Annotated in this window: 24 protein-coding genes; 10 read left to right on the top strand and 14 right to left on the bottom strand. The window is 63.8% G+C overall.

All coding sequences use genetic code 11. The features are described 5' to 3' along the window. Positions 1-57: 57 nt before the first annotated feature. From ABD059_RS02355 to ABD059_RS02365, 3 genes are all read right to left on the bottom strand, one after another. Positions 58-1,002, bottom strand: a complete 945-nt coding sequence (locus tag ABD059_RS02355; protein WP_343877542.1) for an ABC transporter permease — start codon at positions 1,000-1,002, stop codon at positions 58-60. Continuing rightward, positions 999-2,216 (bottom strand): quaternary amine ABC transporter ATP-binding protein, encoded by a 1,218-nt coding sequence (locus ABD059_RS02360; RefSeq protein ID WP_343877543.1) that lies wholly within the window; start codon positions 2,214-2,216, stop codon positions 999-1,001. Before ABD059_RS02360 ends, ABD059_RS02355 begins: the two co-directional genes overlap by 4 nt. A gap of 547 nt (positions 2,217-2,763) precedes the next feature. Further along, a complete protein-coding gene (locus ABD059_RS02365) occupies positions 2,764-3,369 on the bottom strand; it encodes a copper resistance CopC family protein (protein ID WP_343877545.1) in 606 nt (201 codons plus the stop codon). A 112-nt stretch (positions 3,370-3,481) separates the two neighbouring features. Between ABD059_RS02365 and ABD059_RS02370 the strand changes: the two genes are divergently transcribed. Further along, complete coding sequence (locus ABD059_RS02370; protein WP_343877908.1) at positions 3,482-4,933, top strand: NCS2 family permease; 1,452 nt, start codon at positions 3,482-3,484, stop codon at positions 4,931-4,933. A gap of 43 nt (positions 4,934-4,976) precedes the next feature. On the opposite strand, the gene ABD059_RS02375 is transcribed toward ABD059_RS02370, so the two are convergent. Then, positions 4,977-5,807, bottom strand: coding sequence for a 3-hydroxybutyrate dehydrogenase (locus ABD059_RS02375; protein WP_343877547.1), 831 nt, complete (start codon positions 5,805-5,807; stop codon positions 4,977-4,979). After that, positions 5,807-7,207 (bottom strand): MFS transporter, encoded by a 1,401-nt coding sequence (locus ABD059_RS02380; RefSeq protein WP_343877549.1) that lies wholly within the window; start codon positions 7,205-7,207, stop codon positions 5,807-5,809. The genes ABD059_RS02375 and ABD059_RS02380 overlap by 1 nt, the downstream gene beginning before the upstream one ends. Before the next feature lie 147 nt (positions 7,208-7,354). On the opposite strand from ABD059_RS02380, the gene ABD059_RS02385 reads away from it, so the two are divergent. Continuing rightward, positions 7,355-8,263 carry a LysR family transcriptional regulator gene (locus ABD059_RS02385; protein ID WP_343877551.1) on the top strand — a complete coding sequence of 303 codons (909 nt, stop codon included), beginning with the start codon at positions 7,355-7,357 and terminating at the stop codon, positions 8,261-8,263. 21 nt (positions 8,264-8,284) lie between these two features. On the opposite strand, the gene ABD059_RS02390 is transcribed toward ABD059_RS02385, so the two are convergent. The 4 genes from ABD059_RS02390 to ABD059_RS02405 all read right to left on the bottom strand — a co-directional run bounded on the left by ABD059_RS02390 (position 8,285) and on the right by ABD059_RS02405 (position 10,234). Further along, positions 8,285-9,142 (bottom strand): spermidine synthase, encoded by an 858-nt coding sequence (locus tag ABD059_RS02390; RefSeq protein WP_343877553.1) that lies wholly within the window; start codon positions 9,140-9,142, stop codon positions 8,285-8,287. Next, positions 9,142-9,276, bottom strand: coding sequence for a hypothetical protein (locus ABD059_RS02395; RefSeq protein WP_343877555.1), 135 nt, complete (start codon positions 9,274-9,276; stop codon positions 9,142-9,144). Before ABD059_RS02395 ends, ABD059_RS02390 begins: the two co-directional genes overlap by 1 nt. A gap of 32 nt (positions 9,277-9,308) precedes the next feature. Continuing rightward, entirely contained in the window at positions 9,309-9,797 is a 489-nt protein-coding gene (locus ABD059_RS02400; protein ID WP_343877557.1) for a GNAT family N-acetyltransferase, read from the bottom strand. 95 nt (positions 9,798-9,892) lie between these two features. Further along, the gene (locus tag ABD059_RS02405) at positions 9,893-10,234 is read right to left on the bottom strand and encodes a thiamine-binding protein (RefSeq protein ID WP_343877559.1); all 342 of its coding nucleotides are present in this window, start codon (positions 10,232-10,234) and stop codon (positions 9,893-9,895) included. 131 nt (positions 10,235-10,365) lie between these two features. Here ABD059_RS02405 and pta point away from each other — a divergent pair, with 131 nt between their 5' ends. From pta to ABD059_RS02435, 6 genes are all read left to right on the top strand, one after another. After that, positions 10,366-12,459, top strand: a complete 2,094-nt coding sequence (gene pta / locus ABD059_RS02410) for a phosphate acetyltransferase (protein WP_343877561.1) — start codon at positions 10,366-10,368, stop codon at positions 12,457-12,459. A 141-nt stretch (positions 12,460-12,600) separates the two neighbouring features. Continuing rightward, positions 12,601-13,587 carry a helix-turn-helix transcriptional regulator gene (locus ABD059_RS02415; RefSeq protein ID WP_343877563.1) on the top strand — a complete coding sequence of 329 codons (987 nt, stop codon included), beginning with the start codon at positions 12,601-12,603 and terminating at the stop codon, positions 13,585-13,587. 148 nt (positions 13,588-13,735) lie between these two features. Then, positions 13,736-15,406, top strand: a complete 1,671-nt coding sequence (locus ABD059_RS02420) for an MFS transporter (RefSeq protein ID WP_343877565.1) — start codon at positions 13,736-13,738, stop codon at positions 15,404-15,406. A 42-nt stretch (positions 15,407-15,448) separates the two neighbouring features. Next, positions 15,449-16,978 carry a leucyl aminopeptidase family protein gene (locus tag ABD059_RS02425; RefSeq protein ID WP_343877566.1) on the top strand — a complete coding sequence of 510 codons (1,530 nt, stop codon included), beginning with the start codon at positions 15,449-15,451 and terminating at the stop codon, positions 16,976-16,978. Positions 16,979-16,988: 10 nt separating this feature from the next. Continuing rightward, complete coding sequence (locus ABD059_RS02430; RefSeq protein ID WP_343877568.1) at positions 16,989-18,044, top strand: AI-2E family transporter; 1,056 nt, start codon at positions 16,989-16,991, stop codon at positions 18,042-18,044. A gap of 121 nt (positions 18,045-18,165) precedes the next feature. Continuing rightward, a complete protein-coding gene (locus tag ABD059_RS02435) occupies positions 18,166-18,897 on the top strand; it encodes an META domain-containing protein (protein ID WP_343877569.1) in 732 nt (243 codons plus the stop codon). 67 nt (positions 18,898-18,964) lie between these two features. Here the strand turns inward: ABD059_RS02435 and ABD059_RS02440 are convergent, their stop codons facing one another. Continuing rightward, on the bottom strand, positions 18,965-19,354 hold the full coding sequence (locus ABD059_RS02440) for a nuclear transport factor 2 family protein (RefSeq protein WP_343877571.1): 390 nt from the start codon (positions 19,352-19,354) through the stop codon (positions 18,965-18,967). 131 nt (positions 19,355-19,485) lie between these two features. Here ABD059_RS02440 and ABD059_RS02445 point away from each other — a divergent pair, with 131 nt between their 5' ends. After that, complete coding sequence (locus tag ABD059_RS02445) at positions 19,486-20,619, top strand: acetate/propionate family kinase (RefSeq protein ID WP_343877572.1); 1,134 nt, start codon at positions 19,486-19,488, stop codon at positions 20,617-20,619. A gap of 46 nt (positions 20,620-20,665) precedes the next feature. Here ABD059_RS02445 and ABD059_RS02450 read toward each other — a convergent pair whose 3' ends face one another. Together ABD059_RS02450 and ABD059_RS02455 are read right to left on the bottom strand one after the other, a co-directional pair. After that, complete coding sequence (locus ABD059_RS02450) at positions 20,666-20,977, bottom strand: AzlD domain-containing protein (protein ID WP_343877573.1); 312 nt, start codon at positions 20,975-20,977, stop codon at positions 20,666-20,668. Further along, a complete protein-coding gene (locus ABD059_RS02455; RefSeq protein WP_343877574.1) occupies positions 20,974-21,696 on the bottom strand; it encodes an AzlC family ABC transporter permease in 723 nt (240 codons plus the stop codon). The genes ABD059_RS02450 and ABD059_RS02455 overlap by 4 nt, the downstream gene beginning before the upstream one ends. A 111-nt stretch (positions 21,697-21,807) precedes the next feature. Between ABD059_RS02455 and ABD059_RS02460 the strand changes: the two genes are divergently transcribed. Then, positions 21,808-22,983: a zinc-dependent alcohol dehydrogenase gene (locus tag ABD059_RS02460; RefSeq protein WP_343877576.1), complete on the top strand. Its 1,176-nt coding sequence runs from the start codon at positions 21,808-21,810 to the stop codon at positions 22,981-22,983. A gap of 106 nt (positions 22,984-23,089) precedes the next feature. Here ABD059_RS02460 and ABD059_RS02465 read toward each other — a convergent pair whose 3' ends face one another. Continuing rightward, positions 23,090-24,889: a glycoside hydrolase family 15 protein gene (locus ABD059_RS02465; protein ID WP_343877578.1), complete on the bottom strand. Its 1,800-nt coding sequence runs from the start codon at positions 24,887-24,889 to the stop codon at positions 23,090-23,092. A gap of 49 nt (positions 24,890-24,938) precedes the next feature. Continuing rightward, positions 24,939-25,811, bottom strand: coding sequence for a glycerophosphodiester phosphodiesterase (locus ABD059_RS02470; protein WP_343877579.1), 873 nt, complete (start codon positions 25,809-25,811; stop codon positions 24,939-24,941). Positions 25,812-25,860: the final 49 nt, after the last annotated feature.

A 25,860-nucleotide genomic window follows, 5' to 3' on the forward strand; every position in this document is an offset into this window, starting at 1 on the left:
CTTTCCTTATTCATCGGAGGGTGCCCTTCGAAGGGCACCCGTGGAGTGGTTGGAGGGTCAAGATGTAGTGGTTTGTGGAACCGGCTTCGTCGCAGGCCGGCCGAATATCCTGGCCAGCCCTCTCATGAGTCGGCGGTCGCGGTCCGACCTGCCGTCGCCGACGCCCGCCGTCGCACGATCGAGGAAGATCGCTAGGACTACTACGGACAAGCCTGCTTCGAAGCCAAGCCCGATGTCGAGTTGCGAGATCGAGGAGGTCACGGCGCCGCCGAGCCCTCCAGCGCCCACAAGACCGGCAATGACCGCCATGGAGAGCGCGAGCATAATCACCTGGTTGACGCCCGCCATGATCGTCGGCAACGCCAGCGGAAGCTGGATGCCGCGCAGGATCTGTCCCGGGGTGCTGCCGAACGCGTGACCGGCCTCAACCACCTCGGAGTCCACCTGACGGATGCCCAGCTCGGTGAGCCGGACACCCGGCGGCAACGCGAAGATGACTGTGGCGACGACACCGCCAGCAACACCAATACTGAAGAGGGTGACCACCGGTACCAGCCAGACGAAGGCCGGCATGGTCTGCATCAGGTCCATCACCGGGCGGATCGCGTTGCTCATCGAATCCGACTTTGCCGCGACGATACCGAGCGGGATGGCTATCACCAGGGCGATAAAAGTGGCAATCAGCACGAGGGCAAGCGTCGTCATCGCGTTCTCCCACTGGTCGACGCCGATAACGAAAATGAGCCCCACAAACGCCACGAGGGCGAACTTCCAGTCCTTGACCAGTAACGCCAACAGGGAGAACAGGATCACCATCACGAGCGGAGCCGGGGTGTTGAGCGCGTCGGCCAGACCGTCGGTCGCGCCTAGAATCACATCGCGGACAGAGGTGAAGAAGCTGCCCAGATTATCGTCCACCCAGTCGAAGACCGTCTCGACCCCTTCGCCGACAGGGATGCGGGGCACAATTTCGCCGTCAGTGCGGCTGGTTGTGAGGCTCACGCCATCACCTCCTGATCGGGACCGATATGTTCGACTCTCGCGTTGGGGTCGCCGAGCGCGTTGAGCAGGGTGACCCGCGGGATCACTCCGGAGAGCCGGCCCTGGTTGTCGACCACCGCCAGGGCAACGACACTCTCCGCCGCGGCCGTCATCAGGTCGGCGAGCGGCGTATCCAGGCGAACCGTCGCAGCCGACCGCAGCAGGCCGTCGAGGTTGTCGGAGCCCCGCGAAACGGCGACGGCCACATCCTGCTCATGCACGATCCCCTGCAGGGTTTTGTCCCGGCTGACAACCATCAGGCTGGAGAGCTGATGCTCTCTCAGCAGCTTGTGGGCAGCCCGTGGGCCCTGCTCACTCCCGAGCACGGCCACGGCCGGCTCCATGACAGCGGATGCGGTAAGCACCCGGGTCCGGTCAACGTCCTGGACGAACTGTGCAACGTAGTCGTTGGCGGGATCATTAAGGATCTGTTCGGTGGTGCCGATCTGCACAATCCGCCCGTCGCGCATCATCGCTATCCTGTCGCCCAGGCGCATCGCCTCGTTGAGGTCGTGGGTGATGAACAAAATGGTTTTTCCGAGTTGGTGTTGCAGGTCAACCAGCTGGTCCTGCATCTCCCGCCGGATGAGCGGATCGAGCGCGCTGAACGCTTCATCCATCAGCATGACGTCGGTCTCCGCCGCAAGCGCCCGTGCCAGGCCCACCCGCTGCCGCATGCCACCAGAAAGTTCTCCCGGAAGGGATCCGCCCCACCCCTCAAGGCCGACCATCTGCAAGGCCACCTCAGCCTTTTTCTCACGTTCGGAGCGGTTCAGTCCCTGCACCTTCAGCCCATAGGCGGCGTTCTCACCCACTGTGCGGTGGGGAAGGAGCGCGAAATGTTGAAACACCATGCTGACCTTCTCCCGCCGCACACGCCGCAGGTCCTTGCCCTTCAAACGGGTGATGTCCTCACCGGCGATCTTCATCGTGCCTGCCGTCGGCATCAGGAGGCCGTTCACCATCCTGATCAGAGTCGACTTCCCGGACCCGGACAAGCCCATCACCACAAAAATTTCGCCCTCGGCAACGTCGAAGGTGGCATCGATAACGGCCGGGGTCAGCTTGTCTTTGCGGAGGTCCTCGCGGCTGGCGCCAGCCCTCATCCGCTCGACGGCGCGTTCGGGCCTGGGGCCGAAGACCTTATAGACCTCGCGGGCCTCAATGACTGGCACAGTTATCCTGCTCCTCGCTCTACGTTGCTTTTGATTTGCGCAGCCTGCGGCGGCTCAATTTACTCTTGCTACGGAACGCTAAATGGCACCACTGGGTGCACTGACGCAAAGAGGCTCAGGCAAGAAAATTGCTAGCCTCCGGGCCGCTGCTAAATCGGAAAATAGGTCCGCACATTTGCAGACGACGGACGGGCGATAATTGGCCCGCTCAAAATTCGGCGATCACTATCAGCGGTATTGAGTAACCCAATATACCGGTGGTGACTCGTCCCGGACGCGGCGAACCCCCGCCGGACGTCCCAGAACAAGCTCCCGGGCACGCTTGTCGGGAGCTGAACCGGCACCCCCGGAGAGCGTCGGATCCCGATGAACTCAGGGATTTTTGCAGAAGGAGTAACCGCCTGATTCACGTCAGCGAATCGATGTTCTTTCGTTATATACGAAGGCGTTCATTTGGTGCTGGCGCTGCAAATTGCGGCCTAATAGGCTCGGTGAAGAATGATGCATTGTGGGAATTGGGTTTTGACCCGGTGACTTAGCGACAGAGTTAAGAGTCGGCGCCTTGACGTAGCTTTTTCCGGGCGGTTGCTGCCAGGACCACTGCCAGCGCGATCAGGACCACGACCATCACCACGATGCTCCACGGGAAGTCATTCTGCGCCGCCTGCTCTGACTCCTCGATTTCGATTGGCCCCTGGGTGCCGACAACGGCGCCCGGGGCCTGTGCTGCCCCGCCCGCTGTCGCGGTAAACGCGAAGGTGCCTTCAATCGGATGCGAATCCGAGGAAACTACCCGCCAGTTCACTGTGTATTCACCCGCTGGCGCATCAGAGCGGAGGGGCTGGCTGGCCACCCGGTCGATGATCGTCACGTCACCTTCGGCCCAATTCTCGCCATTTGCGTCCAGGACCTCGACCTCCGACCCAATCCCCGACGGCACGTTGGAGAAGGTCAACTCCACCACCTCGGGAAGCATCTCGACGCTCGCCCCTGACGCCGGGGTGCTGCCGGTCATCTCGTCATGGGCGTTGGCTGCCGGGGCGGACCCGAGGATAGTCATCAGGGCCACCAGCAACATCGCGGCGAGCAGTGCAGCGACCCTCGGGAGGGAATGGACGACGACGGGGCCTGCTGCGGGATAGGTAGTACTCATGGGTCAACTCTACGTGGCGGGCCTGTCAGCATGCTGGGAGAGACGGTGCGCCCGGCATCGAGCGGATAGACTCGATCCGCAGACCACACCCCCCACCGTTCGAGGAATGACCATGCTCAAAAAGGGTTCCGTACTGGACCGCTATTTCGAAGTAACCCACCGCGGTAGCAGTATGTCGCGGGAAATCCGGGGCGGAGTAGCAACCTTCTTCGCCATGAGCTACATCGTTGTCCTCAACCCCCTGATCCTTGCCGGTGCCGATTCATCGGGCTCCGAGCTGGGTTTCGAACGGGTCGCCGCGGTGACTGCACTGGTCGCAGGAATCCTGACCATTGTGATGGGCGCGTGGGCCAAGTACCCGTTCGCCCTCGCGACTGGCCTCGGCGTCAACGCCTTCGTGGCCATCACCGTCGCCACCAACCCTGAGCTCACCTGGCCGCAGGTCATGGGTCTGGTGGTGCTGGCTGGCCTCACGATGCTCATCCTGGTTCTCACGGGATTCCGGACCGCCGTATTCAACGCGGTCCCTGAAAGCCTGAAAACCGCAATTGTGGTCGGTATCGGCCTGTTCATTGCGCTCATCGGACTCGTCAATGCAGGGTTCGTCAGGCGGGTGCCGGACGTCGCTCAAACCACGGTGCCCGTGGGCCTCGGTTTCGAAGGCGCCCTGCTGGGCTGGCCCACCCTGGTGTTTGTTTTCGGTCTGATTCTGACGATCGCGTTGGTGGTCCGCAAGGTGCGAGGCGGGATCCTGATCGGTGTGATTGCGTCAACCATTCTCGCCGTCGTCATTGAAGCTGTGGCCGACGTCGGGCCGAGCGTTGGCCCGGAGGGAACCAACGCCCAGGGCTGGTCCCTGGTGGTCCCTGAGCTTCCGACCGGGGCCTGGGTGGGAGTTCCCGATCTGTCACTGATCGGGAATGTGAGCCTGTTCGGCGCCTTCAGCACCATCGGAGCGACCGCTGCCCTGCTGCTCACGTTCACGATCCTGTTGAGTATCTTCTTCGACGCAATGGGCACCATGGTGGGCCTCGCCAACGAGGCAAAGCTCGTGGACAAGAAGGGCAACATTCCCGGCGTCAACCGGGTCCTCATCGTTGATGCCCTCGGCGCCGTCGCCGGCGGTGCCGGGTCGGTGTCGTCAAACCAGATTTACGTCGAATCGGGAGCTGGTATCGGTGAAGGCGCCCGCACCGGTATCGCCAACATCGTCACCGGCGTGCTGTTCCTACTGGCGATGTTCTTCACCCCCCTGATCTCCCTGGTGCCGTTCGAAGCCGTGGCGCCGGCGCTCGTCGTCGTCGGATTCATGATGGTGGCACAGGTCGGCCGCATCGACTGGCAGGACTGGGGGGTTGCCATCCCCGCGTTTCTGACCTTCATCCTGATGCCGTTCACATACTCGATCGCCAACGGTCTGGGCGCCGGGTTCATCGCCTACGTGCTGGTCCGCACCTTCCAGGGGCGAGCCCGGGAAATTCACCCTCTGATGTGGGCTGTAGCGGGCGCCTTCGTGGTGTTTTTCGGTATCGGACCGATCGAACTGGCGCTGGGTCTGCGATAGTCCTGGGCTGGTCCCGCGGTAGGGGCCAGCCCAGGCGGGACCGTCAGCGCGCGGACCAGCCCCCGTCCATCACATAGGACGAACCGGTCACCATGCCTGCCACGTCCGATGCCAGCCAGCACACCAGCGCTGCCACTTCTTCCGGTTCGACCATCCGTTTGATGGCACTTTCCGTGAGCATGATGGTGGACAGCACGTCCTCTTCAGTGATCCCGTGCAGACGCGCCTGATCAGAAATCTGATTTTCGACCAGCGGGGTGCGCACATATCCCGGGTTCACGCAGTTGCTGGTGACGCCGTGTTCGCCGCCTTCCAGCGCCGTCACCTTGGACAGGCCTTCCAACCCATGCTTCGCCGACACGTAGGCCGCCTTGAACGGTGACGCCCGCAGCCCGTGGATTGAGGACAGGTTAATGATTCGACCAAAGCCTCTGTCGTACATCGCTGGGAGCGCGGCACGGATCAGCAGGAAGGGTGCCTCCAACATCAGGGTGTGGATCCGTCGGAAGGCTGCCGGGTCGAACGTGTGGATGGGCTGTACCGCCTGGATGCCCGCGTTGTTGACGAGAATGTCGACGTCGAGGCTGAGGTCCTCAAGATCCCCGGTACCCAGCAGGTCCACGGTCCACGAGTCGCCGTTGACCTCCTCGGCCAGCGCGGCAGCACCGTCGCCATCCCGGTCCGCAACGGTCACGTGCGCACCCTGAGCGGCAAACGCACGGACGGTTGCCGCTCCGATCCCGCTGGCGCCGCCGGTCACGAGCGCCCGGCGCCCGGCGAGGGGTTGCTCGCCCGTAGTTCTGACCGGGCGCGCCGCCTCAACCGTCTGCTGGGCTGGTGCCCGGACTGGCACCTGCACCGGTGTCGATGCCATCAGGCGGTACCGTTCGGAACCGGGATGCCGTGGCGCTCCGCGTCCGCGGCGTCGACGTCGCGCAGTGAGATCCCCTTGGTTTCACGCAGGGTGACGACGGCGATGCCGGTCACCACACACGCACCCAGGACGTAGAGCGCAACCCCCACCCAGGAACCGGTCTCCTGCAGGATGGCCGTCGCGATGATCGGTGCCATCGACCCGGCAATAATCGATGTCACCTGGTAGCCGAGGGAAACCCCCGAGTACCGCATGCGGGTGGGGAACATTTCAGCCATAATGGCTGGCTGTCCCGCGTACATCAGGGCGTGGAAGCACAGACCGATGGTGACGGCCAGGATGATGATCACTGGGTTCTGGGTGTCAAACATGGGGAAGGCGAAGAACGCCCAGGTGGCGCCGAGAATCGCTCCGGCGAGGTAGACGGGTTTGCGGCCGAACCGGTCAGACAGCCGCCCCACCTGGGGGATCACCAAAAAGTGGACCACGTGGGCGATCAGCAGCGCGAGGAGGAGCTGGCTGGTGTCATATTCATGAACAGTCTTCAGGTAGACGATCGAGAAGCTGACGATGATGTAGTAGAGAATATTCTCGGCAAAGCGCAGGCCCATGGCGCCCAGGATTCCTTTGGGGTATTTCTTCACTACCTCGAGGACCCCATAGTTGATCGATTTCTCGCGCTCAACCTGTTCACGCGCCTCAAGGAAGATCGGCGCTTCACTGACGTGCGTCCGGATGTAGTAACCAATGACCACGATGACCGCTGATAGCCAGAACGCTACCCGCCAGCCCCACGCCAGGAATTCGTCTTCAGGGAGGATGAACGACATGGTGAGCAGGACCACGGTAGCCAGGAGGTTCCCGACGGGGACAGCAGCCTGCGGCCAGCTGGCCCAAAACCCGCGGGACTTGTTGGGGCTGTGCTCGGCAACCAGCAGCACAGCGCCGCCCCATTCGCCGCCGACGGCGAAGCCCTGGACGAAGCGCAGGACTACCAGCAGTGCCGGGGCCCAGTACCCGATGGTGTTGAAGCCCGGCAGGCAGCCCATCAGGAAGGTCGCTACCCCAACCAGGATGATGGTCACCTGCAAGGTGTGCTTGCGGCCGAGCTTGTCTCCAATCTGGCCGAAGAAGATCCCGCCGAGCGGACGGGCGATGAAGCCGACGGCGTAGGTCAGGAACGCTGCGATGATCCCATCGAGCGGGGTCGCCGCGTTGGGGAAGAACACTACCGCGAAGACCAGTGTGGCGGCAGTGGCGTAGAGGAAGAACTCGTACCACTCAACAACTGTCCCGACCATCGAGGCTGCGACAACTTTTTTCAAACCTGACTCATCGGTGCGGTCGTGCCCTGAGGATCCCTGGGGGCCGGGCTGGGTGGAGCGCTGATTGACGCTCATGGCTTTCTCCTTCTGTGTCGACGGTGACACGATGCCTACTGGGTGTTGTGACAGGCGTCACCCCAGGAACAACCTCATTGAGTATTGCTGCAGATGTTGATCGCTTCAATGACCAACTCCGCACCCCGAAGCTGCGAAAATGCAGATATGAGTTCCCCTAACCCCAGCGACCTGTTGATCCTGTTGACCGTCTCCCGCAGCGGCCGGTTCACCACTGCCGCCGAGGCGCTGGAGCTGAACCACACGACCGTGTCCCGGCGGATCGCTGCCCTGGAGAAAAGCCTCGGCGGTCATGTTCTAGTGCGGGCCAGCGGTGGGTGGGAGCTCACCGAGCTGGGTTTTCGGGCAGTCGCCGCAGCCGAACGGGTCGCATCAGCGGTGATTGGGTTGGCTGACGGCGACGACGACGCCCCGGTAGCCGGCGTCGTCAGGATGAGCGCCACCGACGGATTCAGCGCCTACATCGCCGCGCCTGCGTTCGCCAGGCTACGGCGTGAGCATCCCCGCCTGTCCGTCGAGATTGTCGCCGCCACACGTCGGGCCTCGCAGACCCGCAGCGGGCTTGATCTTGAGGTGGTGGTCGGTGAACCACAGGTGCATCGCGCTGAGGCGTTCCGGTTGGGTGAATACATGCTGGGCCTCTACGCCTCCCGGGAGTACCTGGCCGAATGGGGCACCCCGCGAAGTGTCACGGAGGCCGCTGAGCATCAGTTGGTCTACTTCATTGACTCGATGCTGCAGGTGGACAGTCTCGACACCCCCCGGCGGTTGCTGCCCACCATGAGGGATTCGCTCAGTTCCACCAATGTCTTTGTCCATGTCGAGGCCACCCGGGCTGGCGCCGGGATTGGGCTCCTGCCCTGTTTCATGGCCGACCAGCATCATGATCTGGTCCGTCTCCTTCCCGCCGAAATCGCTGAGCGGCTGGGCTACTGGCTGGTGGCCAGACCTGATTCGTTGCGGCAGCCAGCCGTAGCTGCTGTTGTTGCGGCCCTCCGCTATGCCACTGCAGCCTACGAAGACCACCTGCTGGGCAGAGCCAGTGCCCAGGCCTGACCTGCCTCACCCAGTTGCAGGTCATTCATCGTGGAGGACCTGCGCGCCGTTGCTGAACTTCCGCACCCGGGCGTCGTCCCACACGTGAGCTGGCACTCCCCCGCCCAGCAGCACGCGAGCCAGTCCCGGATCCTGATCCAGCGGTGTCTCGCTGCCGGCGATGATGACGTTCCCGTACCGTCGTCCCTTCAGCATGGCGGGATCAGCGATCACTGCAGTGTAGGTAAACGCCTCACCGATGGTGGCCGCCTCCCTGCGGGCGCCCCCCAGGTCCGGCGAGTCGCCACAGTTGACCAGGTAGAGGCCGTTCTCGCTGAGCACCCTCTTGGCCTGCTGGGTGAACTCAAGGGTGGTCAAGGGCCGTGGGGTTTTGCTGCCCGCGAAAACGTCACGGATGATCAGATCGCGGCTTCCGGCGGTGAGCGATTCCGTGACCTCGCGCGCTTCGCCCACCCTGATGCGCACCAGCGGAGCACGCGGGAGGTCAAACCAGTCCCGCACCAACCCGGCAAGTCTGCCATCCAGTTCCACCACCACCTGGCGAGCCTCCGGTGCCGATGCGGCGAAATACCGCGCCAGCGAACAGGCCCCGCCACCGAGGTGGAGCGCCCGCAGCGGCCCCCCGGCGCGGCGCTGGGATTCGACCAGCGCCGCGATCCACCTCATGTATTCGAAGTCCAGACGCAACGGGTCACTGAGATCGATGTGCGAACTGGGTACTCCGTTGACCTTGAGGATCCAGCCGTTGGGGTTGAACGGGTCGGCCTCCACTTCACAGGTGCCGGTGTCAATGTCGTAGGTTCCGGCAACCGGTCCTGAACCGGCCAGATCAGGCTGGGCCTTCGGGTCGCCGGGCCGGGCCGGTCTCTGCCGTCCCATTACTGCAGCACCAGACAGCCAGCGGTCAGCCCGTCGCCGATCGTGTCGGCTTCCCGGGTCCGGCCAGCGAGCGCCGCTCCGACGAGTTCGCCGTCGTCGTCGGGATAGGCGCGCCGAACTGTGGGTGTGGGCATAGGTGCCATGCTAGCCGCCCGAACGGGCACCATTACTGGCGGTGCATCCGGAACATCGGCCGATGGTGCCAGGTGGGCCCGCACAGAGTCTCGGTGCCGTCCGGTTGGAAGCCGTTCCGCCGGTAGAAGCGTTCAGCCCGCGGGTTCCCATTGAGAATCCACAGGTAGGCGGCCCGGCCTTCGAGGGCGGTATCCAGAAGCCGCTGGCCCAGCCCGGTGCCGTGGGACGCGGCGAGGGTGTAAATGTGGTGCAACTCGAAGTCGGGGCGATCCTCATCCCGGCCCGGCCCCGACGTCGCGATGCCCATGGCGGTCCCCGCTTCGTCAAACGCCACCCAACTGGACGCGCCAGCCTCGAGCGCCTCCCGTCGCTTGGCGATCAGGGTCGGCAGTTCGGCGTCGTAGTGCACGTGGAACTGGGGTGGCATGATCTGCGCATAGGTCTCGTGGAGGCCCTGCAGGTGAGTGCGGGAGTAGGTCTCTGCGTCGTCCGGCAGCGCCCGGCGGATGGAAAAAATCACCCACTCAGTTTATGCCGCGACGGCAGCGACCACGGCCACCGCGCACCCGTCCCGGCCAGAGTGGGAAGGGTGTCGAACGCTTGTGGCCCACTCAGTCATGAGTGGCCCTGGTACTCGTCCATCTCGTCAATGGCCTGCTCGAGGCGTTCCACTTTCCCGGTGAGCTCCCCCGAATAGCCTGGCCGGATGTCCGCCTTCAACACCAGGGAGACGCGGCTGCCATATTTGCCGACCGCTGCGGTGGCACGCTTGATCACGTCCATCACTTCATCCCACTCACCCTCGATCGTGGTGAACATGGAATCCGTCTGGTTGGGCAGGCCCGAATCGCGGACAATCCTGACGGCTTCGGCCACGGCGTCGTGGACAGAACCATCAGCGTTCTCCGCCGTGGTGGGACCGGTTCCGGCTGGGGCAACTGAGAAGGCTACAAGCATGGTCCAAGTCTGGCATATGGGCACCCCGGGGGAAGGGGTAGCAGCAAAATTGGTGGACAGCTGGTGAGATAGATCCTCTGGATGTGCCCGCCGTCATGGCTAGGTCGTCCACCGTTTGGCAGGATGGGGGAATGACTCGCGGAATATATGTCAGCGCCATGACCGAAGGCTCAGGGAAGTCCCTCATCTCGCTGGGGCTGGCAGACATGCTTCACCGGCACTCTGACCGGGTCGGGTTCTTCCGGCCGATCGTTGAAGGTGACGATGTGGAAGCGGACCCGATGGTCAACCTGATGCAGCGCTCCTTCGATCTTCCGCCAGCACGCGCCCGCGGCGGTCTCACGCGCGCCGAGGCACGGGCTCTCCTGGTCAAGGGGCAGCGGGAGGAAATCGACACCCGGTGCGTCGCCATCTACAGCGAGATCGCGCGGGACTGCGACGTCATCATCGTCGAAGGCACCGATCTCAGCGGACATGACGCTCCCCTCGAGTTCGATCTGAACGCTCGGCTCGCCAACAACCTTGGCGCCATGGTGTTGGCGGTGGTGAATGCCAAGGAGATGTCCGTGTCCGAAGCGGCCGACGCCGTCGACGTCGCCCGCCGGGAACTGGACGCCGCGCAGGTGTCGCTGCTGGCCATGATGGTCAACCGGGCAGCGGACGACGCCGTCGCTGAGATCAGCTCGCAGGTCCGCCCTGGGCGCTCCGGGCGTCCCGTGTATGTCATCCCGGAACTTGCGGAGATTTCCCGGCCCACCGTCGGTGAGGTGGCCCGCGCGCTCGGGGCCCGGCAGATTGCAGGCAGCCCCACCCTTGAACGGGACGTCGCGTCGATCAAGGTCGCCGCAATGAACGTCGGAAACTTTCTCCACAAGCTCACTGACGGGGCTCTGGTGATTGTCCCTGGAGATCGGGCCGACGTCATGGTGGCAACCCTCGCCTCCTCCTTCTCCCCGGAGTTCCCCGTGCCCTCCGGCCTGATTCTTACCGGTGGTCTCGCCCCGGATTCCACAATTCTTTCCCTCCTGGCGCAAGCACCCTTCCCCGTTTTTGCACTCGACGATGACACGTACACCGCAGCGCGGCGGGTCAGTGAAGTGCGCGGGGAGATCGCCACCGGGTTGAAGCGCAAGGCGGCGGCCGCCCTCGGCGCCTGGGCCCGCCAGGTTGATGAGAAGGAGCTTCTTGAGCGGCTGGAACTCCCCCGGGCGCTCACCATGACGCCCCTGCGGTTCCTCCACGACCTGATCGAGCGGGCGCGGTCCCAGCGCCGCCACATCGTTCTCCCCGAGGGGGAAGACCTGAGGATCCTTCGGGCGGCCGAGATCCTGCACCGCCGGGACGTCTGCGATCTGACCATTCTGGGGCCAGAGACCAAAATCCGCGAACTCGCAGCGGGGCAGGGCATCGACCTGGCCGGGCTCACTCTGGTTGATCCGGCAACGTCCCAACTGCGCGAAGAGTTCGCCGCCGAGTACGTGCGGCTGCGGTCCCACAAAGGCGTGTCAATCGAGAACGCCCGGGAACGTATGCTTGAAGGCGCATACTTTGGCACCATGATGGTTCAGCTCGGGAAAGTGGATGGCATGGTCTCTGGGGCGGCGCACACCACCGCCAATACCATTCGGCCAGCGCTGGAGTTCGTGAAGACCAAGGTCGGTGTGAAAATCGTGTCCTCGGTCTTCTTGATGCTGCTGAGCGATCGCGTACTGGTGTACGGCGACTGCGCCGTCAACCCCAATCCCAACGATGAGCAGCTCGCCGATATTGCGGTCGCCTCGGCGGAAACCGCTGAGCAGTTCGGCGTCGATCCACGGGTAGCCATGCTTTCCTATTCGACGGGCGAATCAGGTTCAGGCGGCGCAGTGGACGAGGTCCGTCGAGCTACTGAGCTGGTGCGGGAAATGCGGCCAGAGCTTCCAGTGGAGGGTCCGATCCAGTACGACGCGGCGGTCGACGCCTCCGTCGCGAAGTCGAAACTCCCCGGATCATCGGTGGCGGGTCAGGCTACCGTCTTCATCTTCCCTGACCTCAACACGGGCAACAACACCTATAAAGCAGTCCAGCAATCGGCCGGTGCCGTTGCTGTGGGACCGGTGCTGCAGGGCCTCAGGAAACCGGTTAATGACCTCTCCCGCGGCTGCACTGTTGAAGATATCGTCAACACTGTGGCAATCACCGCCGTCCAGGCGCAGCAAGCGGAGACGGTTCAGGACGCCGGGTAGCCTGCGAAAACACCCCGGGACCGCGTTCCCTGGGCCTGTCGGATCACCCAGAACGGGTGATCTCCTGCCCGAAGCGATATGGCACCGTAAGCGGTGACCGACGCGAATCCGCGCGTCCCGAATGGAGCGGTTGCGATTTAGATGACTCCGGGTTGGGTGCCCCTCGCGTTGCCTCTGGCTCGGCATGTTGCAGCACAATTGAGCGGACCGGATGACGTCTCCCCTGACCTCGTCACCGCGGTGCTCGACTGTGTATCGTCGCCGGAGCCGACCATGTTCCATTTCGCGGCCCAACGGCGTCGGATCGGCAACACGACGGTGATGTTCACCACCCAATCCGCGTTCCATTTCCGGGGGGCTCCTCGGTGGGACCAGGATGCAGTCCACATCGGATTCGTGCTCACCAACCTGGTCGCAGCGAGGGTGGATGGTCAAGCGGTCGCCCCACTGGGGCCGGGGAGTGCCTTCGTGGTGACCAATTGGGACGGCGTGGAGGTCGACAGTCTTCAGCCCACACGGGGGCTCCACATCCGCGTCCCGAAATCCCGCCTGCTGGAGCGCGGCGTACACTTTCGGTCGCGTGCGTTCAGGGCCGCGACCTCCACCTCCCTGGGAAGGCCGCTCAGAGCGTTCGCATCGGCCCTCGTCGACAGCGCCTGGGACCCCAGCGGGATCGGCGCTATAACCGCAGAACGGGGCATCGAGGACCTGGTCGCTGGACTTTTCCTCGAAACGCAGGGGTACGGGCTCGACGGCGAGGAGCTCCGGCTCGGTCTGCGCTGCCGTGCCCTAACCCACATCGCCGCAGCCCACCGTGACCCTGAGCTGATTCCTCGAGGAATCGCTGCACACCTGAGCGTCTCCCTCCGCCACCTCCAACGCGCCTTCGAAGGCACCGGAGCATCAATCACCAGCGAAATCAGCAAGAGCAGAGCGCACACAGCTTCCCTGCTGCTCTCCGCGTCGGGCACGAATACCTTGACCACCGCCGAAATCGCCCGCCGCTCGGGGTTTACCTCCACCTTTGAACTGCGCAGGGCGGTCAAAGCCCACTACGGGGTACTCCCTTCCGAGTACCGGTCCCTGGCCCACCTGGCAGCGGCGTCGGCAGCTGACAAACCCGCCTAGCCAGCACAGAGCACACCCCAGAGATGATTCGGCGCCATCCCTTGCTCAGTTCCGCGCCACAGCCGCCGGGGAGTTGAGCCTCCAGACCTAGCATGATCGTATTCCCGCTGCCCCAGCGATCACCTAGCCGTAGAGGAGATACCCGATCATGGCTTCGGAACCCGCTGCAGAACGCAGCCCAACACAGGAAGTGAACGCCTCCTGGCTCCCCCTACTGGTGGTGGTCCTCACCCAGATCCAGGCGTCATTCGCGGTCAACGCCCTGACCGTTTCAATGCAGGGGATTACCACCGACCTTGACACCGCAGCCACCAGCGTGGGCACGGCAATCACCGCCGGAACCTTCGCGATGGCAGCGTTCATTCTGCTCGGAGCGAAGATCGGCGCGAAGTATGGTTCACGCAAGGTCTTCCAAATCGCCGTCGCCGTCCATGCGGTGGCAATGGCGGCGGTCGCCTTCAGCGTCAGCCCTGCAATGCTGTTCATCGCCCAGGCGGCGTCGGGTGCAGTGATCGCGCTCATTGCACCCGCCCTCGTGGTCTTCATCGCCACCAGTTATAAAGGGGACCAACAGGCCAGGTCCATCGGCTATCTGGCTGCGGCAATTCCCGCCGCGGGTGTTCTGGCCCTGCTCATCGCGGGATCCTTCGCGTCGACCATCGGGTGGCGTTACTCATTCATCCTCGTGGCCATTCTGGGACTAGCCAATCTCGCCCTGAGCTTCAGGCTTGCACCGGTACCCCGGCAAGAGGGCGTGCACATTGATGTGGTGGGCGCTGTGCTCGCCGCCGGGTCGATCATTCTGCTCAGTTTCGGCTTCAGCGGCCTCAATGCCTGGGGTGTTCTCCTCGCCACTGACGCGGCGCCCTTCGCCGTCCTCGGCCTGTCCCCGGCGCCCCTCCTCATCCTTCTTGGTGCCATTGGAGGGCAGTTATTCTTCAGCTGGCTGCGACGCCAACGAGGGAAGAACAAGCCCCAGATCTTCGACCTTGAGGTGCTGAAGAGCAGTTCGGAGCGGGCCACCACTATCTGCATGGCGATCATGCTGTTCGTAGGGACCGCAGCGAATTTTCTCATCCCGCTGTACATCCAGATTGTCCAGGGCAGGTCCAGCTTCCAAACGTCGATCGCGATCATTCCCTATACGATTTCAATCTTCATCAGCAGCACCCTGGTGGCCAACCTCTATAAAAAGTTTCCGCCACGACAGATTGCCAGGGTTGCCTTCGCGGTGGTTGCCCTCGGCCTGATCGTTCTTGCCTTAACTATCCGCAACGATTGGACCCAGATCCTCGTGGTGATCGGTCTCATCACGCTGGGCCTCGGCCAGGGCGCCGTCGTCGCGCTGGTCTTCAACACACTCCTGAGCGCGGCTCCCAAACGGCTGGCAGGCGACGTCGGTGCCTGGCGCGGGCTGGTGCACAACATCTCGGGCAGCATCGGGATAGCCGTTGCGAGCGTCTTCGCCGTCGGCGTCCTCGCCGGGATCATCAATTCAGACCTGGTCGACAACCCGACGATCGACAATGAACTTAAAGTGCAGGTCAATCTCGACAACATCAACTTCATCACCAATGACCAGCTAGAGAACGTGCTGAGCCAAACCACTGCCACGTCCGCCGAGGTGGCAGAGGCGGTCAGGATCAATGAGGAAGCGCGTCTTCGGGCGCTGAATCTGTCATTGCTCGGCTTGGCAGGCATCACGCTCCTGGCAATCATCCCGGCCGGTCGGCTCCCTGACTACGTGCCAGGCGACATCCCCGAGGTGCTCTCCTCCGGGAACACCGAAAGCGAAGAGGCAGCCCCAGCCGCCAGCTAGGTTTCCAGCCCCTCAACCGCACCACGAATCTAGGAGAACAGCATGACCTTCGCATCCCGCAAGCTCATCTCCCCGGCCTTTTCACCCACCCCCTCCCTGCGACCCGGTAATACCGCCGAGATCCTCGTTTCCAGTGATGTCCCCGCGGGTATTGAAGCCGTGGGGTACCTGGTGGGCACAACCGGCACCGTCCCCGAGGAGCTTCGGGTGGATCGTGATGCACTCCGCCACGCCGGTTTCGAGGGGAAGGTGGGCCAGACGCTGCTATTGCCCCAGCCGGAGTCCCCCGCTCTGATCGCGGTTGGTGCCGGCGAGCGCACCCCCACTGTCTCCGCCTTGCGGGATCTGGCTGCGACATTCGCCCGGGCAGGGCACCGCTACCACCGGATCGGGCTGGTGGTAGGCGACGACGTCGGGACGGATTCGACACTGATAGGGCAGGCTCTCGCGGAGGGGGTCCTGCTCGCCCGCTACCGCTACACCGAGTTGCAGACAGCTCCCAAGCATGTACCGCTTGTCTCGTGTGACTTCGTCGTCGCGCCCGCGCGGATCGAACAGGTGGCGGCGGGCGCGGGAGTCGGCCGGATCCTTGCCCGCGCCACTAATCTTGCCCGGGACCTGGCCAACACACCGCCGGGTCATCTGACCGCCGTTGATCTCGGCGAACAGACCCTCCAGCTCGGCCAAACCCACGGCCTGGAGGTCTCCCTGTTCAACAAACAACACCTGATCGAACTCGGCTGCGGCGGCCTGCTTGGAGTCAACGCGGGGAGCGCCGAGGAACCACTCATGATCCAGATCACCTACCGGCCGCCAGCGTCCGCGAGCGCCGCCGCACCCACCCATCTTGCGTTGGTAGGCAAGGGCATCATGTATGACTCCGGAGGGATCTCCCTGAAGCCCTCGGACCCGATGCATTTCGCCATGAAAATGGACATGGCTGGTGCGGCGGCCGTCCTGGGCGTAATGACTGCGCTCGGGGAACTCGATTGCCGTCACACGGTCACCGCCCGCCTGATGTGCACAGATAACATGCCCTCCGGCTCGGCTATGAAGCTCGGGGACGTGCTGACGATTCGTGGCGGCACCACAGTGGAAATCAAGAACAGCGACGCTGAAGGGCGGCTGGTCATGTCCGACGCCCTGGCGCTTGCCGCCGAAGAGGGGGCCGATGCGATTATCGACATCGCCACGCTGACCGGTGCTGCCCTGATGGCGCTCGGCACACACACCGCCGCGTTGTTCGGCAACAACCAGGTGTTGATCGATCAGGGTCTCGCCGCATCCTTGGCCACCGACGAGAGCGTCTGGCAGCTCCCCCTCGAGCACCGCTATCGCGAGCAGCTCGACTCACATGTCGCCGATATGTCCAACATGGGCGGCAAATATGCGGGCTCGACTACCGCTGCACTGTTCCTCGAAGAATTCGTGGACGGCATCCCCTGGCTGCATTTCGACATCGCTGGCACCATGCAGGCGGAGAAGGACGACCTGTGGAGATCCCAGGGGGCCACCGGTTTCGGCACCAGGCTCCTGATTGAACTCATCCGGCGCTTCGTCCCGGTGCGGTGACCAGGCCGCGATGCGTTCACTGGGAATCCTGGGTTCCGGCCCCTTCCGGTTGGGGTTTGTCACCACGCTCGGCGTCCTCCTCGCGTTGGTTCTGGGCGCCGCTATCGCCTCACTGGGGTACGCGCTCACCCTGATTTTCATTGCGCTCTTTGTAAGTCTCGGGCTGTATCCACTGATCCTCAGGCTCGAATCAACTGGGCTCTCCAGGACCGCCGCGGTCCTGGTGGTGATGGCGGGCTTCCTGATCGCCGTCGTACTGCTCCTGCGCCTCCTTGTTCCAGTGATCCGTGATCAGGCCGCCGAGCTGATCCGGCAGGTCCCCGGCGGTCTCGCCAACGTGAGCAATCAGGTGTGGTTCAGTGACCTCAACAACGCGTTCGACGGCGCCCTGTCACCACTGCTTGACGCACTGCAACGATCGGCGACTGACCCGGCAGTCTGGCTGGCCATCAGCGGGGGAGCCTTGAACGTGGGGTTCACCCTGGTCAACGGAACCTTCGGGCTCATCTTCGTGGTGGCGCTCACCCTGTACTTTGTTGCATCCCTGGAAGCGATGAAGCAGAGCCTCTACGTGCTCGTACCGGCTTCCCAGCGGGAGCGATTCGTTGAGATCGCCGAGCAGATCGCCCAGTCAGTGGGAAAGTATCTCAGCGGCATGTTCCTTCTCGCAGTGATGAACGCCGCGTTCACGTTCATTCTCCTGACCCTCTGCGGTGTCCCTCACGCCGGAATCCTTGCGGCGTTCGCCCTGCCAATCACCTTGATTCCGTTGGTGGGCAGCGTCATCAACACCATTATTGTCTCAATCGTTTCGCTGTTCACCTCCCCGGGGGCGGCGTTGATTGTGCTGATCGTCATGGTGATCTACCTGCAAATCGAAGCGTACGTCCTGACTCCACGAATTGTCGGCAAAGCGATAAGCATTCCCGGTTCCCTGGTCCTGATCGGCGCGTTGTTCGGGGGGACCCTGCTGGGCCTGCTCGGCGCTCTGGTCGCCTGCCCGGTGATGGCTTCAATCCTGCTGATCATCAAAAAAGTGGTGGTTCCTGCCCAGGAGGCCAAATGACGGCCTGGCACAGTGTGTTTTGTCGCCAGCAGGGAAGCGGATCCGCGCCACCCTGGCTATCACCGTCGACGATCAGCAAGATAATGACAGCACCTAATGACTCCTGTGAAAGGGCGCTCGGATGAAAGCTCAACGACACCCAGCAGCGCTGGTGACTATCCTGTGCTGCGCGGCGATGGCGGGGTGCACCGCGACGCCGTCGGACGACGCCACTTCACCACCAGAGGCCCTGCAGCCAGGCATCCTCGTAGGCACCTGGACGGTCGAGGAAACCTTCGACACCCTTGAGCAGCCCTATGTGGCGTTCGTGCAGGACAACTCCTGGAGTGCCTCGGATGGCTGCAACCGGGTGCAGGGAACCTGGGACCTCGAAGAAGACAACGCACTCACCACCACCATGCGCCCGCAGACCCTGATGGGGTGCGACGGCGCTGCCCTTCCGTCTGCGGTATCGCTGGCGGCCACCGTCGCCGTCGACGGCGACACGCTCACGCTGTATGACTCCGACGGATCGGTGAGCACCGAACTGGTCCGCTCCACCGACTCCAGCGTGGGCCCGCAGGGCCTGCCGATCGGGTACTGGACCGAGGAAAGGACACCCACGTCGCCGTTCCTTTCCATCCAGGTGGACCGGACCTATTCCGGCAGTGACGACTGTGGAGAGGTTGCCGGGACCTGGGAACCCGGAGAGGAGAGCGACTCGGTCACCCTGACTCCCGACCCCGCCGCGACCGCCACCTGCGACGATGCCGAGGGGTGGCTGGGCCAGGCGACACTCGGACGGGTGCGCTCAGGCGTGATGACCCTCCAATCGGAGGACGGCACAGTGCTCGGCGAACTGTCGGCGATGTGAGCGTACGCCCGAGGTAAGGCAGAACAGTCTCAGTAGAGTCTCCGGTTCGGCTTACCGGACGCTGATCTCAGGAGGGAATGTCGCCAACGGTGCTGTATTTGCGCCGCCAGTCGCGGCCTTCCTCCCCGCCGTAGAGGGTCCAGTATTCGCGGCCCGAAACAATAACGCCGTCGGCGACGGTCCACATCGAGACCACACGGAAGATACCGACGTCCTCCTGAGGCACCTGCACCTCGGACACCACGACGTCGCCGGCGTCGTAAACATTCAACACGTCAATGCTCCACCCGTTGGGATGCTCTGAATTCACCGCAACCAGGTTGTCCCTGCCACGGATGATTTCGCGCGTGACGGGCCAGAAGACCTCCACGTCGTCGGCAAGTGTTCGTCCAACAGCGTTCCAGTCCCGGCTCCACACCGCCGACCAATACCGCCGAACCACCTCGGTAGCTTCCATACGCCGATGCTACTCGACTTGCCATCCTTCTACATCGGAAATGGGTCTTTTGCTGGTGCCCCAGTCGCCGGCTGTAAGACGCCGCCGGACGACGTCAGCAGCCTCCAGTAGAGTTTCTGGCAGGAGGCATCATGATCATTCTTGTCATCAATTCGGGCTCATCATCGTTGAAGTACCAGGTGCGCGACACCGAGACCGGTGAACGGCTGGCCGAGGGCACCGTGGAACGGATCGGTGATTCCACCCACGGGGGGCCCATCGACCACCAGGAGGCGCTCGACCGGGTGACCGACGACGTCGAGCAGGCGCTGCAGGGCAAAGCCATTGACGCTGTGGGGCACCGGGTGGTGCACGGCGGTGAACGGTTCAGCGAACCGGTCCTGGTGGACAACGAGATCACGAGATCCATTGAACGCCTGAGCCCGTTGGCGCCCCTGCACAATCCGGCAAACGTTCAGGGCATCCGGGCGATAACCACTAGGTGGCCCGATATGCCGCAGGTCGCCGTCTTTGATACAGCGTTCCACCGCACCCTCCCCGAGCAGGCCTGGCGCTACGCAGTCCCCGACGAGCTCTACACCAGGTTCGGGATCCGCCGCTATGGGTTCCACGGCACGTCCATTGGCTATGTCACCCACCACGCAGCTTCACTGCTGGGGCTGGCGCCCTCCGAGTTCACTGGAATCATCGCCCACCTGGGCAACGGTGCCTCCATCACGGCGGTGCAGGCCGGCGCCAGCATCGATACGTCCATGGGGTTCACCCCCCTCGAGGGCCTGGTCATGGGCACCCGCTCCGGTGACATCGACCCGTCGATCCTGCTGTTCCTCAGCCGAGAAGGCTACTCCGCCGAGGACCTTGACCAGCTCCTCAACCGCGAATCCGGTCTGTTGGGTTTGACCGGACAAAACGACATGCGTTCAGTCGTCGAGTCGGCTGCTGGCGGGGACGCGCGAGCCGAGCTGGCGCTGGATCTGGCCTCCTACCGGCTGGCCAAGTACATCGGCGGATACCATGTGGCCGTCGGCGGTGCCCAGGCGCTGGTGTTCACCGCAGGAATCGGCGAGAACTCCTGGCAGTTCCGGGAGCGCGTGGTGGGACGGCTGGGCGCTCTGAACCTCCACCTCGACGACGCCGAGAACCGTAAGAAGAGTTCGGCCCCCCGCCAGATCAGCACCGAGGACTCTGCGTTCCCGGTGCTCGTTGTGCCCACTGACGAAGAAGCAGCAATCGCGGAGGCGACCGCCGTCGTCGTCGGACGCTGACACTGGCGGTGCCGGGCCGCCGGCAAAGCCACGGCCGGTGGGTGTGTCAGGGCATCCCTGCCAGCCGGGCCAGCGCAGCGCCCACCGCTCCCGCGAGCACCACCACCAGAAACGGCGCCCTCAGGAGCAGCGCCACCGCTGCGGCCGCCAGGGCGACGATCCGGGCGTCGAGGGCCAACTCCTGGCCCGAGGCGAACGTGTTGACGGCTGTCAGCGACGCGAGCAGACCGATGGTCAGCGTGCCAGCGACCCGGCTCATCCGAGGGTTGTCCATCCACCGCGCCGGGACCAGGTAGCCGGCCAGCTTGGTGAGGAACGCGACGACGCAGGCAAGCAGGATCCAGAGCCACAGGTTCATCGGTGATCGCCTCCGTCAGCGTAGGGGTCGACGTCGGGCTCAAGGCCCTCGGTGGGCCGGCCGTGACCAAACCAGCCAATCGCAGCGGCAACCGCCGCCGCAATCAGGATGGGCAGCCCCGGCGCCACCAGTGGCACCGCGACGACCGTTACCAGTGCACAGACCACCGCGATCGCTGCCGGCTCCCGTCCCTTCAGACGCGGCCAGAGAAGGCCCAGGAACGCCGCGACCGCAGCCCCGTCAAGCCCCCACTGCGCCGGGTCGCCGAGCGCACCCCCGAGCAGCGCGCCCGCGACCGTGAACACATTCCACAGGATGAAGACACCGATCCCTGCACTCCAGAAACCCAGTCGCCGTTCATCCGGATCCGTCTGCCCGCTCGCGGTGGCTGCCGACTCGTCAATGGTGACCTGCGCGGCGGCGAACCGTCGCCAACCGGTGGGCCGCACCAGCGCGTTCATTTGCATGCCGTACACCGCATTGCGGATTCCCAGCAGCGAGGCCGCAGTCATCGCGGCGGCCCCGGTGCCGCCGCCTCCCACCACTCCGATGAAGGCGAACTGCGAGCCGCCGCTGAACAGCAGCAGGCTCAGGGCCATGGTCTGCCAGAGGTCGAAGCCCGAGGTGACCGACAGCGCTCCGAAAGAAAGCCCGTACAGCCCCGTGGCAATCGAGATTGAAAGACCAACCCGAACGGCGGGCGACTGCAGATATTTCACCACGTTAGCGTAGGGCTCCGACGGGCAATCGGCCACTCGGCTTTCAATCCGGGTCGATCAGGGCAATACTGAAGATAGTCAGCTTACTTACTACTCATCGGAGCGTGAATCATGAAGGCAGTGACATGGCAGGGCCGTAGCACCGTCAGCGTTGAACAGGTCCCGGATCCCGTGATCCAGGAACCCACTGACGCTATCGTCCGCATCACCTCCTCAGCAATCTGTGGATCCGACCTGCACCTGTACGAGGTGCTCACCCCCTACATGAACAAGAACGACGTTCTCGGCCACGAGCCGATGGGGATTGTCCAGGAGGTCGGCAGTGCCGTCACGAACCTCAAGCCGGGCGACCGAGTGGTCATCCCCTTCAACATCTCCTGTGGTCACTGCTGGATGTGCGTCCGCGGGCTCCAGTCGCAGTGCGAGACGACGCAGGTCCGCTCGCAGGGATCCGGCGCGAGCCTCCTTGGCTTCTCGGAGCTCTACGGCTCGGTGCCGGGTGGACAGGCGGAGTTCCTACGCGTCCCCCACGCCGACTACGGACCGGTCAAGGTGGGCCACGAGCTCCCCGACGAGCGGTACCTCTACCTCTCCGATATCCTGCCCACCGCCTGGCAGGGCGTGAAATACGCTGACGTTCCCGACGGCGGAACCCTCGCCGTCTTCGGCCTCGGTCCCGTGGGGCAGTTCGCCGCACGGATCGGACGCCACTTCGGACAGCGTGTCATCGCCGTCGAGCCTGTCGCGGAGCGCCGTGCCATGGCCGAACGCCACGGCATCGAGACGATCGATTTCACCAAGGATATTGGCGACGAACTGCGGGAAATGACCGACGGTCGCGGACCGGACGCTGTGGTGGACGCCGTCGGGATGGAATCCCATGACTCCCCACTGGGCGCCTTCGCCCAGAACGCCGTCAACCTGCTGCCTGACGCCCTCGCGAAGAAGGCAATGGAAACTGCTGGAGTGGACCGCCTCACGGTGCTGCACGCAGCGATCGACTCGGTGCGCCGCGGCGGAACCATTTCCCTGAGCGGCGTCTACGGCGGCACTGCCAGCCCGATGCCCCTGCTGAACATGTTCGACAAGCAGATCCAGACCCGCATGGGCCAGTGCAACGTGCGCCACTGGACCGATGAGCTGCTGCCCATCGTCGAGGACCCCTCCGATCCGCTGGGCGTCATGGACCTGATGACCCACACGATCGGCATCGACGAGGCGCCGGCCGCCTATGAGAAGTTCCAGAAGAAGCAGGACGGCTGCATCAAGGTGATCATCCGCCCCTAATCACAGGCCGCCTGAGGCAGGAAAGTGCCGGCCCCGCAGAGCAGCTGTTGCGCAACAGCGAACCTGCGGGGCCGGCACTTTTCTGTGGGGATTTCGGCGGTGAACGCTAGAGCGAGCCGCTGTACACCCCATGGATGGCATCGGCGGCACGCACCAGGGCCAGGTGCGAGAAGGCCTGCGGGTAGTTGCCGGCCATCCGGAAGCTGTCGGTGTCGTACTCCTCGGCGAGCAGGCCCAGGCCGTTGGCATAGCCCACCAACTGGTTCATCAGCCGCTTGGCGTCGTCGATCCTGCCGGACCTGGCGTACTGTTCCACCAGCCAGAAAGAGCAGGCCAGGAAGGGGTGCTCGCCCGGTTCCAGTCCGTCCATGCCGGCCTCGGTGCGGTATCTCAGCAGTAGCCCCTGTTCGTTGGCCAGCTCCTTCTCCAACCGGGCCACGGTGCCGAGCATCCGGGGATCGTCGTAGTCCAGGAAACCGACCTGCGGGAGCTGCAGCAGGGACGCGTCAACCTCGGGGCTGCCGTAGGTCTGGGTGAACGAGTTGATGGTGGGGTCGAAACCCTTCGCCAGGATGTTCTCGCGAAGCCGGTCACGAAGTTCCGCCCACCGTTCCGCGTGCCCTTCAAGCCCGTGCTCACGGACGGCCCGTACTCCGCGATCGAATGCCGCCCACATCATCACCCGGGAATGGGTGAAGTACTTCAGCTCACCGCGCATCTCCCAGATGCCGTGATCGGGATCGTCGAAATGGTTCTCGGCGAAGCTCAGCAGCGCCCGCTGCAGCGGCCAGGAAAAGCTGTCCTCCAGCACTCCTCTGTTACGGAGCTTCTCCAGCACCACCATGACCTCCCCGACGACGTCTGCCTGGTACTGGTCGACTGCCCCATTGCCGACCCGGACCGGCGTGGACGCTTCGTAACCGGGCAGGTGATCGAGAATCTTCTCGGGCAACTCGCGCTCACCGCCCACTCCGTACATGATCTGCAGGTCTTCCGGGTCGCCGGCGACGGCACGCAGCAGCCAGTTGCGCCATTCCAGCGCCTCCTCCTGGTACCCGTGGGTCATCATCGCCTCAAGAGTGAGCGCCGCGTCGCGGAGCCAGCAGAAGCGGTAATCCCAGTTCCGGGCGCCACCGAAGTGCTCTGGCAGCGAGGTAGTGGGGGCGGCGACAATCCCGCCAGTGTCCTCGTGTGTCAGTGCTCGAAGGACGAGCAGCGAGCGTTTGACGATGGGATCGTACTCCCCCTGCTGCTCAAAGCTGGCGGCCCAGCCAGCCCAGTAGTCAATCGTCTCCCGGAGAGCGGTATCGACGTTGATCGGCTCGGGCATGGGCCGGTAGGAGGGGTACCAGACGAGTTCGAGGTCGACGGTTTCTCCTGCGGCGACAGTGAATTCGCCTTCGTGTCGGCGATGGGAGGCGTGCGGCAAGTGCTCACCGCGCAGCGCCAGGGCGTCAGGACCCGCTATCGCCGAGATGGCCTCGCCGCTGTCGTCGGCCTGCCTGCTGACCCAGGGGAGGATCTTCCCATAGCCGAAACGAACCACCAGTTCCTGGCGCATCTGCACAGTGCCGCTCAGCCCTTGGATCCTCCGTACCAAAGACGCGCGCCGGTCGCCGACCGGCATAAAGTCGGTCACCTGTACGTCCCCGGCGTCGGTCTGCCAACGGGTCACCATCACAAAGGTGGAATCAATGTAGCGCCACTCCACCACCTCGGCGGAGCCTGCTCCGGGCGCGGGAGCGATCAGCCATCGACCGTGGTCCTGCTCGCCCAGGAGCGCGGAGAACAGGGAATCAGAGTCGAACCGCGGGAAGCACAGCCAATCCACACTCCCGGTCTTCGAAATCAGCGCCCCGGTGTGCATGTCGGATACGAGTGCGTAGTCTTCGATCGGAGATTGCATGATTCAACTCAATCACATTCGCCCCCGTCGCCCCTGATCATGGCGGGCATCATGGCGGCCAGCGCGTGCCATCCAGTTGCGCGCGGACCACTGCGGGACGGTTGGTGGTGATTTCCTGGATGCCTAGTTCACGCATGAGTTCGACGTCGTCGGCGTCGTCGACCGTCCACACGCGGAGACGGATTCCCTCAGCCAGCCAGCGGCGCACCCTGGCTGGATGCGTCTTGACATAGTCAATCCCGGGGCCCGCCATGCCCGTCGAGTGGGAATCGATGTTCCGCTCGCCATCATTGAGAGCCCGGCGAAGCAGCCCGATCACCGCTGCCGCAGTCAGAGCACCCAGATGCAGTTCAGCCCGCAATTCGATGGGCCGCACGTCGGAGACCAACTGGCAGACGATGTGCGCCGGCACCTTCTCGAGCAGATGCTTCACGGAGTCGGGGTTGAAGCTCATGAAGCTGATACTCACGTTGGCGAGGGTTGAGCTGACCGGATCCCACCCCTTTTGCATCAAGAAGGTAATCAGCTTTTCTTCGAGTTTGAGCCCAAAGGGGCTGGGGTGCTTGAGCTCGATGGCGAGGGAAACGTCCCGGCCTGCCGCCAGCAGCAGTTCCAACAGATCCCCTAGTGAGAGGAACTGGTCGGCGATCCCACCATATTCAGGAGGGATGGTGGCACCCTTCCACGACGCGAAATCAAGATCCCGCAGTTCCCTCAGCGTATGGTCCGCAACGTCACCGGTTCCGCTTGAGGTCCTGTCGAGGGTGGAGTCATGGATACATACCAGCTGTTGATCACGGGTCATGTGGACATCGCATTCGACGCCGTCGGCGCCCTCAGCGAGCGCCTGGAGGTAAGCGGCCCGGGTGTGTTCGGCGAACTGGTGGCTGGCACCGCGGTGGGCGAAAATCGTGTACACCATGCCCCCTCCCGTCGGCAACCAGCATCTACCTGACACGGTACGCGAAATT

The sequence above is a fragment of the Arthrobacter flavus genome (assembly GCF_039526005.1).
GTDB classification, from domain to species: Bacteria; Actinomycetota; Actinomycetes; order Actinomycetales; family Micrococcaceae; genus Arthrobacter_D; species Arthrobacter_D flavus.